The sequence below is a fragment of the Mycobacterium sp. 2YAF39 genome (genome assembly GCF_052114565.1).
In the GTDB taxonomy this organism is placed as follows: Bacteria; Actinomycetota; Actinomycetes; order Mycobacteriales; family Mycobacteriaceae; genus Mycobacterium.
The window spans coordinates 372,730-387,604 of record NZ_JBFREZ010000005.1; the positions used below are offsets into that span (position 1 = coordinate 372,730).

Here is a 14,875-nt window from a genome sequence, read left to right on the forward strand (position 1 = left end):
TTCGGCGTAAGGCGGGTACTCCGTCTCCGACGACAGGAGGCGGCGCATGAGTGCGGATGTTTCAACCGAGACCGTCACGACGCAGGTGCCGAGCCGACTGGACCGGCTTCCGTGGTCGCGTTTCCACTGGCGGGTCGTGATCGGACTGGGCGGCGTCTGGGTGCTGGACGGCCTCGAAGTCACGATGGTCGGCAATGTCGCCGACCGGCTCACCGAACCCGGCAGCGGCATCGAGATGACCGCTGGCCAGATCGGCATCGCGGCCGCCGTCTACATCGCGGGAGCGTGCCTCGGAGCGCTGTTCTTCGGTCAGCTCACCGATCGCTTCGGCCGCAAGAAACTGTTCATCCTCACCTTGGTGGTGTACCTGACCGCAACGGTGGCAACGGCATTCGCATTTGCACCGTGGTACTTCTTCATAGCGCGGTTCTTCACCGGGGCCGGTATCGGCGGCGAGTACGCCGCGATCAACTCCGCGATCGACGAGTTGATCCCTGCACGCGTGCGCGGCCGTGTCGACCTGATCATCAACGGGTCGTACTGGCTGGGTGCGGCGGGTGGTGCGGCGGGCGCACTGCTGCTGCTGAACACGTCGCTATTCCCGCAGGACATCGGATGGCGACTGGCGTTCGGCATCGGCGCGGTGTTCGGGCTCGCGGTGCTCATCGTCCGCCGCAACGTTCCCGAAAGCCCGCGCTGGCTGTTCATCCACGGGCGCGAAGAGGAGGCCGAGCGGATAGTCGGTGAGATCGAGGACGAGGTGGCGCGCGACACCGAAGAGCCACTGGTGGAACCCGAGGGGTCGCTGACGGTCCGGCCGCGCAAGACGATCTCGTTCGTCGAGATCGCCAAGGTCGCGTTCACCCGCTATCCCAAGCGCGCGATCCTCGGCCTGGCGCTGTTCATCGGTCAGGCGTTTTTGTACAACGCGTTCACATTCAACCTCGGCACCCTGCTCAGCACGTTCTACGGCGTGGCGTCCGGCACTGTCCCGCTGTTCTTCGTGGTGTGGGCGCTGGCCAACTTCGCGGGACCGCTGCTGCTCGGACACCTGTTCGACACGGTCGGCCGGAAGGCCATGATCTCCCTGGCCTACCTGGGTTCCGCGGCGGTCGCAGTCGGTCTCACCGCGCTGTTCGCCTCGGAAACCGGCGGCGTGATCGTCTTCATCGCGGTGCTGTCCGTCTGCTTCTTCCTCGCGTCCTCGGGCGCCAGCGCCGCCTACCTGACGGTCAGCGAGATCTTCCCGATGGAAACGCGGGCGTTGGCCATCGCCTTCTTCTATGCGGTGGGTACGGCCATCGGAGGCATAACCGGGCCGCTGCTTTTCGGGACGCTCATCGAAACCGGCGATCGCAGCCTGGTGGCGATGTCGTTCCTCATCGGAGCGGCGGTGATGGCGGTCGGCGGCGTCGTCGAGTTGATCTTCGGCGTGAAGGCCGAGGGCAAGAACCTCGAGGAGCTCGCGGCACCGCTCACAACGGCCGATGAGAAGCCTGCGTGACGTTCGCGTGCCGGGTGTTCGACCACCAGCCGACGTTCCGCGCGGAGGGGCGCACCATGCGATGGGCGTGCGAGCGGTGCGGAGGGTCGAGCGGGGCCAAAGAATACGGTAGCGCCGCCGAGGCCAGCCGCTATGCCGCCGCCTTCAACAAGCGCGACGCTGACGACCTCGGTAAGCGGGCGCCGCTGATAGGCCTTCTGCCGCTGCGTATTTGGCGGCGGCTGCGCCGACGCTAGCCCTTGACCAGAGTGAACTGGCAGATATCGGTGTAGCCCTCGCGGAAGAGATCGGCACACCCGGTCAGGTACTTCATGTAACGGTCGTAGACCTCTTGCGACTGGACCGCGAGGGCCTCGTCCTTGCGGGACTCGAGCGCCTCGGCCCAGATGTCCAACGTCCGTGCGTAGTGCATCCGCAGCGGCTGGACTCGGGTGACCTCGAAGCCGACCTCGGCGGCGTGCTCCTCGACGTTCGATACAAACGGCAGCATCCCGCCGGGGAAGATCTCGTCCATGATGAACTTGAAGAACTTCAGCTTCGTCATGGTCAGCGGCAACCCGCGCTCGGCGAACTCCTCGTCGCTGGGCTTGACGATCGTGTGTAACAGCATGACGCCGTCTCTCGGCAGGGCGGCATAGGCCATCTTGAAGAAGTCGTCGTAACGGTCCGCGCCGAAGTGCTCGAAGGCGCCGATCGAGACAATGCGGTCGACCGGTTCGTCGAACTGCTCCCACCCTTGCAGCGACACCCGCTTGGTGCGCGCACTGGGCGACGCGGCGAACACCTTCTCGACGTGCGCCTTCTGGTTCTCGCTCAAGGTGAGGCCGATGACGTTGACGTCGTACTTCTCCAGAGCGCGGTTGAGCGTCGCGCCCCAGCCGCAGCCGATGTCGAGAAGCGTCATCCCCGGCTTCAGACCCAGCTTGCCGAGCGACAGGTCGATCTTCGCGAGCTGCGCCTCTTCGAGCGTCATGTCATCACGCTCGAAGTACGCGCAGCTGTAGGTCTGCGTCGGATCGAGAAAGAGCCGGAAGAACTCATCCGAAAGGTCGTAGTGCGACTGCACGTTCTCAAAGTGCGGCTCGAGGCCCTGGTCGTCGCTGGTCGTTTCTGGCAATTCTTAGCCTCTGACGTCTTTGTTTCGAAGTATTGCGAAGGGTCCGCGGCGGTGCGGGCGCCTTCCCCGTCGTCCGCAGTTTACGCACATTACATATGACAACCGGCATCGGCCTCACCAGCGAATCCGGCCCCGCGCGCCGGATTGGCTCGTTGACGCCAGCGAATATTACCCGTCCGTCGTCACCGTTGATGATCGACCTCGTCGCTGCGGGTGTCGAAATTTAGCTAGCCGGTCTATCAACCGGTCGTGAAAATGCCGCCGACCTCGTGAATTCGAGCGGTTCGGCGATCGGTCGCGGGCTTATTGCGGGTGTGCTCCCCCAGTGGAAGTTGCGGTTCGTGGTCGATACAGGGCGTGTCCGAGGGGACCGGCCGCAAACGCAACGTCAGGAAGTCGTCACATCCATCTCGGTTCCCTGCGGCGTTTCGTCAGCTGAGATTCCTCGTCACGCTCACGTCGTATTCGGCGACCGACGCTGTGATGATCGCCGCGCCCTGTTCGCCGTCGACACCACTGCCGCGGAACGCCTCAACCGCGGCCACGGACTCCCACCGCTCCAGAATGTTCACGCGTCCGGGATCGATGAGGTCGGCCGACAGCGCGAAGTCCAGACAACCCGCGGCCGCCCGGCCGTCCCGGACCACGTCAATGCACCCGGACAAGTACTCGTCACGCTGGGAGGGATCGACGATGAGATGGCCGGCGACGATAACCATTGGGTCCTCCTGTCCCGAGCCCGCCTATCAGTAGTAAGCATGACGGTACGAACCTGCGGGATGCGTCAGAACTGCTCGACACCGTCGGAACCGATGCCTCACGGGCGTACGGGCAGCCGTACGAAACCGCCGACGGAACAATGGTCCTTCCCGTAGCCAGGGCACGCGGCGGGGCGCTCGGTGTGTTCGTCGTCAAGGACGGCAAGGCGACCTGGGTCCCCGCGGTCGACGGCACGGCCATCGCGATGGCGGCATCCCGTCGGGATCATGTCGGCTGCGTTCGCCGGCGTGGCTATGGTCCGCCGCCCGCCGTGGCCCGATCTGTACGGCGACGTCTCGCGACGCTAGACCGCGCGCGATACGCCACTACGAGCGCGACACCGATCAGCACGGCCAACGCGATCACCCACGGCCACGCCCCGTGCTGATGGACCCAGCCCGCGGCGGCACCCTGGAGACGGCCCGCGGCGGCGATCACCGGATCGTCCGGGTCTCCGCCGGCGGTGAACAGCCGCACCTCGTAGAGACCGTAGTAGCCCACGTAGAGGCCGACCAGCACCAGCAGAGCACCGCTGATCCGGTTGAGGTACGGAAGGATTCGCCGCAAGCGGTCGACGACGGCCGAACTCGCCAAGGCGGCCGCGACCGCCAATGAGCCGACCACCAACGTGAACCCGGCGCCGTAGGCGACGTAGACGAGCGCCCCCGCGAGACGCGAACCACCCTTGAACGCCATACCGGTGACCGCGAGGAAAGGGCCGACCGTGCAGGACAACGACGCGACGGCGTAGCTGAGCCCGTAGCCGAACATCGAGCCAAGGCGCGCGGTCGGCGCCCAACGCGTGTGTGCCGCGGGAATCAGCGCCGTCATGTCCCGTCCCAGGAGCAGCCAAATCCCCACGGCGACAAGGCCTGCACCGATGACCACCGTGACGTATGGCAGATTGCGCTGCACCGTCGACGCCGCGGCGACCGTCAGCAGTCCGAACGTGCCGAACACCGCGATGAAGCCCAGCGCCATCGCCGCTGTCGCTGCGGCAGCCCGGGGCAGAGCGGTGAGCCCGTCACGCTGCTCGGCCTCGCCGCGGACCACGAGGGCCAGATACGCCGGCAGCATCGCAAACCCACACGGGTTGAGCGCGGCAACCAACCCGGCCGCGAACGCCAGGCCGATCAACTCATGGTCCACGCGCGGCGGCGGCCTAGGCGAGTGCCGCTACCCGATCCGACAGCTCCTGGCGTGGCATCGCCGAGGTCGGATTGTTCACGAACGACGACGACCCGTCGGCCCGGTAGAACACGTACGCGGGCTGCCACGGGACGTTGTACCGCGCCCAGATCGAGCCGTCGGCGTCGTCGAGATTCGTGAAGTTGAGGTTGTATTTGGACACGAAGGCCTGCATGGCGCCGACGTCCGAACGGGCCGCGACGCCGACGAACGTCACGCCGGGGTTGGCCGCGGCGACCTGGCTGACATTCGGCGCCTCGGCGTTGCAGAACGGGCACCACGGCGTCCAGAACCACAGCACCGCCGGTTTACCCATCAGGCTCGCACCGGAGAACGGCGCCCCGGTAAGCGTGGTCCCGGTGAAGTCCAGGCGGTCGTCGGCGATCGCCGAGGGCGGACTGACGAGTCCCAACGCCAGCACTGCCGCCAATCCGGCCAACGTCACCGACCGGGCAATCCGCAACAATCGAAGCCTCATTCCGATCTCCTCCCGGTCATGGCGCAGCGAACGTATGGCCCAGTGGATGTCCTGGCCACATACTTCTAAACACGACACCACGACCGTGGCGGTTCACCTCGACCGAGGTCAGTTCTGCCTCGGGAGAAGTTCAGCCACGAAACGGTCGATGAAGTCGGGTGTCCGCGCTCCTGCGGGCCGGATGACGAACTTGGTCAGTCCCGCGTCGACGTAGGCGTCGATCTGACGATGAAGGCCCGACCAGCCGGCAGCTATCAGCTCTGTGGGTTCCAGGTCAGGTCGACGGCGCCTGGCCGCGGCCGCCAGCTCGACGGGGATGTCGCCGTCGCAGACCGCGATGTTGATGCCGTAATGGTCGGGTTCGATCGCGCGTCTTGCCCGCTCCGCCGCCCGTTGGATCTGTTCGCGTCCGTCACGGGCTTCGGCAGGAGTGAGGAAGCTACCCAGCCATCCGTCAGCGAGCGCACCGATCCGCCTGAAGCCCGCGGGGGCCGAGCCGCCGAGCCAGATGTCCATCGGCTTGAGCGGGCGCGGTGCGACACCGACCGAGCTCGCCGAGAAGTAGTCGCCTGCGAACGAGACATCGTCCTGCTCCAGAGCGGATCTCAGCAACTTGAGCGACTCATCGAAAACGGCGGCGCGCGCTCCGTCGGGGACCACGAAGATCTCACGCTCAGCCGGAATGGCGGATCGCAGGCCGAACACTGGCAGCACGCGCTTGGGGGCCAGTGCCGCCAGAGAGGCCAACTGCTTGGCCACGAGTACGGGGTGCCTGCCCGGGAGCACCGCGACGGACGTACCGACCTTCAGGTTGTCGGTTCGCGCCAGCGCGTGTGCCATGCCGATGAACGGATCCACCGCATTGCTGTAGACGAGTTCGGAGAACCACAGCGAATCGACGCCGGTCGCCTCCAGATGATCGACGATGGCCGGTAGCTCGTCCGGCGCGGTTTCCGCACCCAATCCGATACCGAAGCGAATCTTCAACCGCGCCTCCTGGGCTCCGCCGCCAATGCTACGGACTGTGTGATCGAGGCCTTGCTACCGTTGCACCGCGCGTGACAGCCAAGGCGTTTACCGAAACAGGAGTAGCCATGGACGGATCGGTGACGGTGTCGATGAAGGCACCCGCGGACAAGGTCTGGAATCTCATCGCCGACATACACAGCACTGGCAAGTTCTCACCTGAGGTGATGGAAGCGGAGTGGCTCGGCGGGGCGACAGGGCCTGCGCTTGGCAACCGCTTCCGCGGTCACGTCAAGCGCAACGAAATCGGACCGGTCTACTGGACGACATGCGAGGTCACCGCGTGCGAGCCGGGACGCGAGTTCGGTTTCGCGGTTCTGCTCGGGGGCAAGGCGGTGAACAACTGGCACTACCTGCTCACACCGGTGGACGGCGGAACCGAGGTCACCGAATCTTTCCGGCTCGACGATTCGCTCGCAATGAAGCTCTTCTCGATATTCGGCGGGCAACTGCGTCGCCGCCGCAACATCCGCGATATGCGCAAGACGCTGGAGCGGATGAGAGAAGTCGTTGAGGAGCCGGCCGTCCGCTGACGTTCAGAGAGCACGCAGACGCCGCACACGATCGCTGATCGCGCGCCGCGACACCGCGGCCTCGCGGGCGAGTGCCTCGAACGCATGCGGACAGCCCGGGTACACGTGGAGCTCGGTCGGCACACCCGCATCGGCGAGACGCCGGGCATAGGTGATGTCCTCGTTGCGGAACACGTCGAGGTCGCCGACGTCGATGTAGGTGTCGGGCAGACCGGCCAGATCGTCGGCACGGGCAGGTGCCGCATACGGCGACACCTGCGCGCCACCGGCGTTGTCTCCCAACAGCGCACCCCAACCGGTGAGGTTGTCGTCGTAGGTCCACGTCAGGAACGGCTGCACCTGCGGATCCGGTGTGGCGGGTCGATCGTCCAGCATCGGATAGATCAGAAGCTGTTGCGCGACCGCAGGACCACCGCGGTCCCGTGCCATCAGGGACACCCCCGCCGCAAGACCGCCGCCTGCACTGTCACCCATCACGGCCACGCGGGCCGGGTCTACTCCGAGGTCCCCTGCATGCTCGGCAAGCCAGACCAGCGCGCCGTAACAGTCCTCGACGGGTGTCGGATCCGGATGCTCGGGGGCCACCCGATAGTCGACCATCAGCATCGGGACGCCCGAGGCCGCCACATACTCGCGCACCGCGAGGTCATACAGGACGCCGACGTGCTCGAGGCCGAAGATCATGCCGCCGCCATGTAGGTAGAGCGCGGCGCTGCCAGGTGTGTCCGCGCCGGACGGGTGATACCAGGTGAGATCCAGCGCCGCGCCGTCCGAAGCGGTCATGGAGTGCTGCGCGCCGTCGACACCGGCGGTCGGCGCCCGACGGGCGGCCACCAGATCGAACATCCGGTGACCGCTGACGCGGCGCGATTCGACATCGCCGACAGGTGCGGGCTCGGACTCTCCGACGGCCGCGAACAAGGGCGCCATTTCGGCGAGCACCTGCTGGTCGATACCGAGTGTCATGGCTGCGACAGTAACGTGGATGCACGTGACGACGACGAGGTTCCAGACGCCTCCCGATCGACACATCGCACCGTTCGCCGCAGGGGTGGTGCTGCCGATCGCCGGCGTGATGGCCGTTTTGCACTGCGCCGCAAGCGCTTTCGGAGGTGGCTTTTGGTTCGACGAGGTGTACATGCTGGCCATCGGCCGCAATCACCTCGACTGGGGTTCGGCCGACCAGCCGCCTGCCGCCCCGCTGTTGGCCGCATGGATGGACGCCGTCGCACCCGGTTCGATGATCGCGTTGCGAATCCCCGCCGTGCTGGCCACCGCCGGAGCGGTCGTCATCGCGGCCCTGATCGCCCGTGAGCTCGGATGTGACCGCCGCGCACAGGGTTTCACGGCAGTAGCGCAGGCGACCACGCTGTGGGCCACGCTCACCGGGCACTGGCTCACGCCCTACGCGCTCGAACCGGTGCAGTGGCTGCTGCTGATCTGGTTGCTGGTCCGCTGGATCCGGGTGCGCGACGATCGGCTGCTGCTGGTGTTCGGCGCGGTAGCGGGAATCGCCGCGCTGACGAAGTTCCAGGTGCTGCTGCTGTGTGCCGTATTGCTCGTCGCAGTAGCGGCCGTCGGTCCCCGCGAGCTGTTCCGCAGGCCGATGCTGTGGGCTGGCGCGCTGATCGCCGTGTTGATCGCCGCGCCGACGATGGTGTGGCAGAACGCCAACTCATGGCCACAACTGCGCATGGCATCGGTTGTGGTGGGTGAGGCCGAGGCGTTGTACGGCGGTAGGCCCGGTATTGCCGTGCAGCTCATTCTGTACGCCGGTGCGGCGGGCGCGCTCGTGCTGTACGGGCTGTGGCGCGCCTTCCGTGACCCGGGACTGCGCGACTATCGCTTCCTCGGTGTCACGTTCGTCGTGCTCTACGTCGTGTTCGTGGCCACCGCGGGCCGGCCGTATTACCTGGCGGGGCTGTACGCGCCGCTGGCCGCGGTGGCTGCCCTTGCGATGCAACAGCGCCGTGAGCGAGGCACGGTGCGCATCCGATGGTTGTACTGGCCCGCCACAGCGCTGAGCGTGGCGGTGGCGCTAGGCGCTTTGGTGCTTTCGGTGTTCCTCGTCCGGGACGACACCGGCCAGCGGATCGCCGCGCGCACCGCCGATGCCTATCACGCGCTGCCAGAGTCGCAACGCGAACGAATCGTGGTGATCGGCCAGTCCTACATCGTTGCCGCGTATCTCGACGGGTACTCCGACCGCTACTCGCTGCCGAAGGCGTTCAGCACCAATAGGAGCTACGGCTACTTTCCCCCACCCCCCACGGACAGCGACTCCGCCCTGTACGTGGGTAGCGGCACCGACGACATCGGGCCCTACTTCTCCGACGTCCGCAAGGTCAACGACATCAGCGAGGACATGGCCGTGTATTTGCTGACGGGACAACGGCAGTCGTGGGACCAGATCTGGCGGCAGGCGCGGAGTTTGAAGGTCACCTGAATCCCCTCCCAGGCACCGTCCCCGTTTGGTAGAACAGGTTCTAGTTTTCCAGCGAGCCGAAGGAGTCTCAGATGGGCAAGTGGTCACGCGAGGAACTCGAGGAAGCATGGGGCCGCTACCAGGAATCCGTCGTCGACGTCGGTAGGACGTGGGACTGGTCCAGTTACGCCGACCACTTCACCGAGGACGCGAAATACGTCGAGCATGCCCTCGGCAACATGGAGGGCCGGGAGACCATCCGCGAGTGGATCGTCTCGACGATGAACACCTTCCCCGGCAGCGAGATGCCGACCTACCCCGTCGAGTGGTACTCGATCGACACCGACAAGGGCTGGGTCATCTTCAAGAACATCAACACGATGCGGGATCCGGGCGACGGCAGTGTGCACGGGGCCGGCGTCATCACCGTGCTGGAGTACGCGGGCGACGACAAGTGGAGCTACGAGGAAGACGCCTACAACCCGATGAACTTCATGGTCATGATCCAGCAGTACATCCAGCGCAGCCACGAACTCGGCACCATCTCCGACGATGCCCGCACCTTCGCCAAGAACATGAACTGGGAACTGACGTAACCGATCACGACGGAGGAAGCATGGCTACTGCTGAATGGTCCCGCGAGGAGATCGCAGCGACGTTTGAGCACCACCAGCAGCTCGTCGTCGAGATCGGCCAGTCATGGGACTGGGCGCGGTACGGCGAACTGTTCACCGAGGATGCGACCTACGTGGAACATCTCTACGGCAAGATGTCCGGCCGCAGACAGATCAGCGAGTGGATCGCGTCGACGATGGACACGTTCCCCGGTAGCGAGATGCCGTTCTACCCGGTTACCTGGTACTCGATCGACACCGACAAGGGTTGGGTCTTCAGCGAGATCATGAATCGGATGAAGGATCCCGGGGACGGCACCATCTTCGAGGCGCCGTGCATCACGATCCTGCGGTACGGCGGGAACGGGATGTGGCACAACGAGGAAGACGCCTACAACCCGACGAACTTCCTGCCGATGGTTAAGGGCTACATCCAGCGCAGCCACGAATTGGGCACCATCTCCGAGGACGCCAGGACCTTCGCCAAGAACATGAACTGGGAACTGATCTAACGGATCACGAAGTCCTCGGGATCGGGTTCGCGGGTCCAGCCCCAGTAGTCGACGAGACGCCACGGGCTCAGCGTGTGAATCTCGCCGAAGCTGTTCTTGAAGAACGAATGCTTGATGGTCGGCTGTGACCACACCATGTTGGCCATCTCCGCCTGGCTGCGTTCGTGCCAGTCCTTCGTCTTCTCCACCATCGGCTCCATCGTGGCGTGTCCGCCATCGATGAGCAGCTCCAGACATTCGCTGATGTAACGCATCTGGCACTCGGAGTGGAAGATCAGGCTGCCACCGCTGGCGAGCCAGGTGCCGGGGCCGTTCATGCAGAAGAAGTTCGGATAGTCGGGAATCGTGATGCCCAGATACGCCGACGGCCGCTCTCCCCACCGCTCGGACAGAATCTCGCCGTTGCGCCCGCGAATAGTCATGGGCCACAACATCTTCGTATGCTCGAACCCGGTGGCGTACACGATGACGTCAGCCGGATACCGCGTGCCGTCCTCGGTGACGACCGCATCGGCTTCGATGTGGTCGATACCGGTGCGCACCAGCTCGACGTTGTCGCGGGTCAGCGTTTTCAGCCAGCTGCCGTTGTCCTGCAGGGTGCGCTTGCCGGTGGCCGGGTAGTCGGGCACGACCTTGGCCGCCAGATCCGGATCGTCGCCGACCTGACTGGTGATCCATTCGGTGAACATTATTCGCGTGATCTCGCTGATCTCGCTGACGGCCTTCTGCGGCTCCGGGTAATCGGGGTCGACGCGGGCCGCGTCCAATCCCTTGTCACAGCCGGGCCAGAAGATCAGGAACCGGTACCACCGGCCGTAGAACGGCAGGTGACGGAGCGCCCACTGGACGCCGGGCCCGACCTTTTCGTGGTAGTTCGGATTCGGGAACATCCACTGAGCCGTGCGCTGAAACACGGTGAGCCGGTTGATGTCCGGCGCGATGGTCGGGGCGATCTGAAATCCGCTGGCGCCCGCGCCGATCATCGCGACCTGCTTGTCGCGTAGATCCACCGAGTGATCCCACGCGCTGGAATGGAACGCCGGCCCGGCGAAGTCCTGCTGACCGACGATATGCGGGACGTGGGGCCGATCGAGTTGTCCTACGGCGCTGATGACCGCGCGCGCAGAGAGTTCCGTGATCGCGCCGTCGCGATCGCGTGCCCGGACCGTCCACGTCGACGTGGCGTCATCCCACGCGGCCTCGGTCACCTCGGTCTCCCAGCGGACGTGAGGCGCTATGTCGTACTTCTCCATCACGCCCTGGAAATAGGCTTGCAGCTCGGGCTGTTCGGCGAAGAAGTGCGTCCAGTGATCGGTCGGCTCGAAGCTGTAGCAGTAGAAGTGATTGCCGACGTCGACCCGCGCCCCGGGGTAGGTGTTCTGGTACCAGGTGCCCCCGACGCCTGCGTTCTTCTCCACGATGGTGAACGGAATGCCGGCCTCCTTGAGCCGGATCCCCGCCAGCAGCCCGGATTCGCCGCATCCGATAACGACAACTCCGAAGTCCTCTCGCGCGGACTCCGCTACCGCGCCCGTCGACCTGGCGTCGCGGCCGTCGAGTTCCATTTCCTCGAGCACCATCGGCACGTACTCGGCGGGCACCTGTTCGCAGACCAGCCACTGCATCATCTCGTGCAGCAACTCGGCGCTGACGGGTTCGGGCTCCGGGCAGCCGCGGTCGCGGTAGTCGGCGATGATCTCGAGCGCGATCTTGCGGACCGCCGCCTTGTCCTCTTCGGACATGTATCCCTGCACCTCGTTGAGGAACAGGCCCGCAGGCTTCAACTCACCGCGGATCAACTCAGGGTCGCCGGACATGTGCACGAGCGACAGCATCAGGGTCGGGATGCTGACGTCGAGCAACGCTTCGGCTATCTCGTCATCCGTCGCCGTAAAAGGTTGTCCGGCATGTGGGTTACGCACCCAACGGTGCTACCACGCCAAAACAACAATTGGAACATGTTTCAGAAATCCGTGACGGCGGCCCGGGGTGAACCTACTCTCGATGAGTGGGCATTGCGACGCGCGTGAACGGCACAGCTCCCCCGGACGTGCCGCTGTCCGAAATCGACCTCGCCGACTGGAAATTCTGGGTCCTCGACGACGATATGCGCGACGGAGCGTTTGCCACGCTCCGGCGCGAGGCGCCGGTCTCGTTTCATCAGCCGCTGGAGACACCCGGCGTCGAGCCTGGTCCCGGCCACTGGGCGCTCAGCCGGTTCGAGGACGTCCACTTCGCCAGCCGTCATCCCCATATCTTCAGTTCCAGCCCGGGCATCACCATCAACGACGCCAACTCCGACGTGTCGGAGTTCTTCGGCTCGATGATCGCCATGGACGACCCCAAGCACCTGCGCCTACGCAACATCGTCAGCAGGGCGTTCACTCCACGCGTTGTCGCCCGCACCGAAGTATCGGTGCGCGAGCGGGCACGCCGCCTGGTCGAGAAGATGATCGCCGATCATCCCGACGGCTCGGGTGAGGTGGTGGCGGAGCTGGCGGGCCCGCTGCCGCTCCAGGTGATCTGCGACATGATGGGTCTCCCCGAGGAGGACCACCAGAAGATCTTTCACTGGACGAATGTGATTCTCGGGTTCGGCGACAAGGACATCGCCACGGACTACGAGGAGTTCGTCAAGGTCGCGATGGACATCGGTGCGTACGCGACCGGGCACGCCGAGGATCGCCGGGTCAACCCGCAGGAGGACCTGACGACCGCGCTGGTACAAGCCGAGGTCGACGGTGAACGGCTGACATCCGCCGAGATCGCCTCGTTCTTCATCCTGCTGGTGGTCGCGGGCAACGAGACCACCAGGAACGCGATCAGCCACGGAGTCCTCGCGCTGACGAGGTATCCCGACGAGCGCGAGCGATGGTGGGCGGACTACGACGCGCTTGCACCTACCGCCGTCGAGGAAATCGTGCGATGGGCGTCGCCGGTCATCTACATGCGCCGCACGCTGACCGAGGATTGCGAATTGAGCGGGACCAAGATGTCAGCGGGCGACAAGGTCTCCATGTGGTACTGCTCGGCCAACCGCGATGAGGACAAGTTCGAAGATCCGTTCCTGTTCGACATCTCCCGCACCCCCAACGCGCACGCCGGTTTCGGTGGCGGCGGTGCGCACTTCTGTCTGGGCGCCAACCTCGCGCGTCGCGAGATCAGCGTCGTCTTCGACGAGTTGCACCGCCAGATACCCGACATCGCCGCGACAGAGGAGCCCCGGCGGCTGTTGTCGCCATTCATCCACGGGATCAAGCGGCTACCGGTGTCCTGGACACCACCGAACTGAGCCTCGGGGACTAACGGGCTCCCACCAGGTTGGCGAGCGCTGCTATCGGGGTGTCGTCAAGGTGCTGACACAGGTGCAGGGGATCGTCGAACACCTGGTGAGCCCCGGCCTCCTCGAGTTCGCACTTCGACACTCCGCCGCTGAGCAGGCCGATGGTGACGACACCCGCGCGCTTGCACGCTTCGACGTCCCATACCGAATCGCCCACGAAGACGGCGTGCGCGGCATTGACGCCTGCGCGGTCTAGTGCGATGTTGACGATGTCGGGACGAGGCTTGGCGGTGTCCACATCTGCCGACGACGTCATCGCGGACACCAGATGGTCGCAATCCAGTACGTCGCGCAGAATATCGAGTTCGTCCTCGGGCGCCGAGGTGGCCAAAACGACTTGCACGCCCAGCTTTTCGACGGCCTCCAGTAGTCCGCGTGCACCGGGCAACGGGCGCAGCAGCGACGCGAGCTCCTTGTAATACCGCGAGTTCAGGTCCTTGGCTCGCGCGCGGGTGTCGTCATCCGCGTCCTCGGCGAGTGTCGCGACGAGTGTGTCGCCGTCCATACCGATCGATCGGTGGATGCGCCACGCGTCGACGTGGACCCCGACCTCGGCGAATGCGCGATACCAGGCATGGACATGCAGGTAGTTCGAGTCGACGAGGGTGCCGTCGATGTCGAACAGCACCGCCGCGGCGGTCTCCTGTTTGCGGCGGTTCACGAACGCAGGTGCTGCTCGTGTGAGGACGGCCGCTCCTGGGGTGCGGCGGTCTCCGCCCGGACCTCGTCGGTCTTTCCGGGTGCGGGCTCTGCGGTGCTCCCCTTCGGATCCAACTGGTCGACCCGTTCCCGGTGCGCGTCCAGTTCCTCGCGAGAGGTGTTCAAGGCGTCGCGGTGGGACTGCGCGGTGTTCTGCAGGCGCGCGGCCTCGGCGGCCTTCGCCTCCGCCTCTGCCTGAGCGGCCTTGGCCTTCGCCTCGGTCTCGGCGGCAACGGCTTCGCGCTTCTCGAGATGCTCGGTCCGATGCCCGATCTCGCCGCGCAGTCGTTCGGCTTCGGCGCGCCGGCGCGAGTTGCGTATGGTCCACCCGACGAACGCGATGACGACGATCGCCACAACGGCGATAATGATCCAGACCATGGCATTGCCGTCCATGTCGGCTCCTTCGATCGGCTCCCGGGTCACGACGATTGACGAACCCGCTAATTCTGCGGATGCCCGCCTGCCGAGGCGCCTAAACGAAGTGGTCCTCGACGGCCGCCCGTCGACGTCGTCTGACGCACGGCGTCCCCGACGCCCGCCCGCGGCTCTTACCGGGTGTCATCCGCTCCCGTCGATACCCGACACAGCCCTCATGTTCGATATTTGCCCAATCTGCATGCCTGCGTATCATTTCCTGTGCGATGAAGATCACGTTTGAAGATCAAACGCCCAAG

At 65.3% G+C, this 14,875-nt stretch carries 16 protein-coding genes; 7 read left to right on the plus strand and 9 right to left on the minus strand.

All coding sequences use genetic code 11. The features are described 5' to 3' along the window. The first annotated feature begins 46 nt into the window (after positions 1–46). A complete protein-coding gene (locus AB4Z42_RS17235) occupies positions 47–1,504 on the plus strand; it encodes an MFS transporter (RefSeq protein ID WP_442010403.1) in 1,458 nt (485 codons plus the stop codon). Beyond that, positions 1,501–1,740, plus strand: coding sequence for a hypothetical protein (locus AB4Z42_RS17240; RefSeq protein WP_442010404.1), 240 nt, complete (start codon positions 1,501–1,503; stop codon positions 1,738–1,740). The genes AB4Z42_RS17235 and AB4Z42_RS17240 overlap by 4 nt, the downstream gene beginning before the upstream one ends. Here AB4Z42_RS17240 and AB4Z42_RS17245 read toward each other — a convergent pair. The 5 genes from AB4Z42_RS17245 to AB4Z42_RS17265 all read right to left on the minus strand — a co-directional run bounded on the left by AB4Z42_RS17245 (position 1,737) and on the right by AB4Z42_RS17265 (position 6,033). Beyond that, positions 1,737–2,621 carry a cyclopropane mycolic acid synthase family methyltransferase gene (locus AB4Z42_RS17245; protein ID WP_442010405.1) on the minus strand — a complete coding sequence of 295 codons (885 nt, stop codon included), beginning with the start codon at positions 2,619–2,621 and terminating at the stop codon, positions 1,737–1,739. The genes AB4Z42_RS17240 and AB4Z42_RS17245 overlap by 4 nt on opposite strands. A gap of 431 nt (positions 2,622–3,052) precedes the next feature. Beyond that, complete coding sequence (locus AB4Z42_RS17250) at positions 3,053–3,340, minus strand: putative quinol monooxygenase (protein ID WP_442010406.1); 288 nt, start codon at positions 3,338–3,340, stop codon at positions 3,053–3,055. A 292-nt stretch (positions 3,341–3,632) separates the two neighbouring features. Next, positions 3,633–4,529: a cytochrome c biogenesis CcdA family protein gene (locus tag AB4Z42_RS17255; RefSeq protein ID WP_442010407.1), complete on the minus strand. Its 897-nt coding sequence runs from the start codon at positions 4,527–4,529 to the stop codon at positions 3,633–3,635. 13 nt (positions 4,530–4,542) lie between these two features. Beyond that, a complete protein-coding gene (locus AB4Z42_RS17260; RefSeq protein ID WP_442010408.1) occupies positions 4,543–5,046 on the minus strand; it encodes a protein disulfide oxidoreductase in 504 nt (167 codons plus the stop codon). Between the two features lie 108 nt (positions 5,047–5,154). Further along, positions 5,155–6,033 carry a TIGR03854 family LLM class F420-dependent oxidoreductase gene (locus AB4Z42_RS17265; protein ID WP_442010409.1) on the minus strand — a complete coding sequence of 293 codons (879 nt, stop codon included), beginning with the start codon at positions 6,031–6,033 and terminating at the stop codon, positions 5,155–5,157. A 107-nt stretch (positions 6,034–6,140) separates the two neighbouring features. On the opposite strand from AB4Z42_RS17265, the gene AB4Z42_RS17270 reads away from it, so the two are divergent. After that, positions 6,141–6,605 (plus strand): SRPBCC family protein, encoded by a 465-nt coding sequence (locus AB4Z42_RS17270; protein ID WP_442010410.1) that lies wholly within the window; start codon positions 6,141–6,143, stop codon positions 6,603–6,605. A 3-nt stretch (positions 6,606–6,608) separates the two neighbouring features. On the opposite strand, the gene AB4Z42_RS17275 is transcribed toward AB4Z42_RS17270, so the two are convergent. Continuing rightward, a complete protein-coding gene (locus tag AB4Z42_RS17275) occupies positions 6,609–7,571 on the minus strand; it encodes an alpha/beta hydrolase (RefSeq protein WP_442010411.1) in 963 nt (320 codons plus the stop codon). Positions 7,572–7,596: 25 nt separating this feature from the next. Between AB4Z42_RS17275 and AB4Z42_RS17280 the strand changes: the two genes are divergently transcribed. The 3 genes from AB4Z42_RS17280 to AB4Z42_RS17290 all read left to right on the plus strand — a co-directional run bounded on the left by AB4Z42_RS17280 (position 7,597) and on the right by AB4Z42_RS17290 (position 10,156). Next, the gene (locus tag AB4Z42_RS17280) at positions 7,597–9,051 is read left to right on the plus strand and encodes a glycosyltransferase family 39 protein (RefSeq protein ID WP_442010412.1); all 1,455 of its coding nucleotides are present in this window, start codon (positions 7,597–7,599) and stop codon (positions 9,049–9,051) included. A gap of 71 nt (positions 9,052–9,122) precedes the next feature. Continuing rightward, positions 9,123–9,626: a nuclear transport factor 2 family protein gene (locus AB4Z42_RS17285; RefSeq protein WP_442010413.1), complete on the plus strand. Its 504-nt coding sequence runs from the start codon at positions 9,123–9,125 to the stop codon at positions 9,624–9,626. A 20-nt stretch (positions 9,627–9,646) separates the two neighbouring features. After that, positions 9,647–10,156, plus strand: coding sequence for a nuclear transport factor 2 family protein (locus AB4Z42_RS17290; protein WP_442010414.1), 510 nt, complete (start codon positions 9,647–9,649; stop codon positions 10,154–10,156). On the opposite strand, the gene AB4Z42_RS17295 is transcribed toward AB4Z42_RS17290, so the two are convergent. Beyond that, the gene (locus tag AB4Z42_RS17295) at positions 10,153–12,078 is read right to left on the minus strand and encodes a flavin-containing monooxygenase (RefSeq protein ID WP_442010415.1); all 1,926 of its coding nucleotides are present in this window, start codon (positions 12,076–12,078) and stop codon (positions 10,153–10,155) included. The genes AB4Z42_RS17290 and AB4Z42_RS17295 overlap by 4 nt on opposite strands. Before the next feature lie 86 nt (positions 12,079–12,164). Between AB4Z42_RS17295 and AB4Z42_RS17300 the strand changes: the two genes are divergently transcribed. Beyond that, entirely contained in the window at positions 12,165–13,448 is a 1,284-nt protein-coding gene (locus AB4Z42_RS17300; protein WP_442010416.1) for a cytochrome P450, read from the plus strand. A gap of 10 nt (positions 13,449–13,458) precedes the next feature. Here AB4Z42_RS17300 and AB4Z42_RS17305 read toward each other — a convergent pair whose 3' ends face one another. Together AB4Z42_RS17305 and AB4Z42_RS17310 are read right to left on the minus strand one after the other, a co-directional pair. Beyond that, positions 13,459–14,160: an HAD family hydrolase gene (locus AB4Z42_RS17305; protein ID WP_442010417.1), complete on the minus strand. Its 702-nt coding sequence runs from the start codon at positions 14,158–14,160 to the stop codon at positions 13,459–13,461. Continuing rightward, the gene (locus AB4Z42_RS17310; RefSeq protein ID WP_442010418.1) at positions 14,157–14,594 is read right to left on the minus strand and encodes a hypothetical protein; all 438 of its coding nucleotides are present in this window, start codon (positions 14,592–14,594) and stop codon (positions 14,157–14,159) included. Before AB4Z42_RS17310 ends, AB4Z42_RS17305 begins: the two co-directional genes overlap by 4 nt. Between the last annotated feature and the right edge of the window lie 281 nt (positions 14,595–14,875).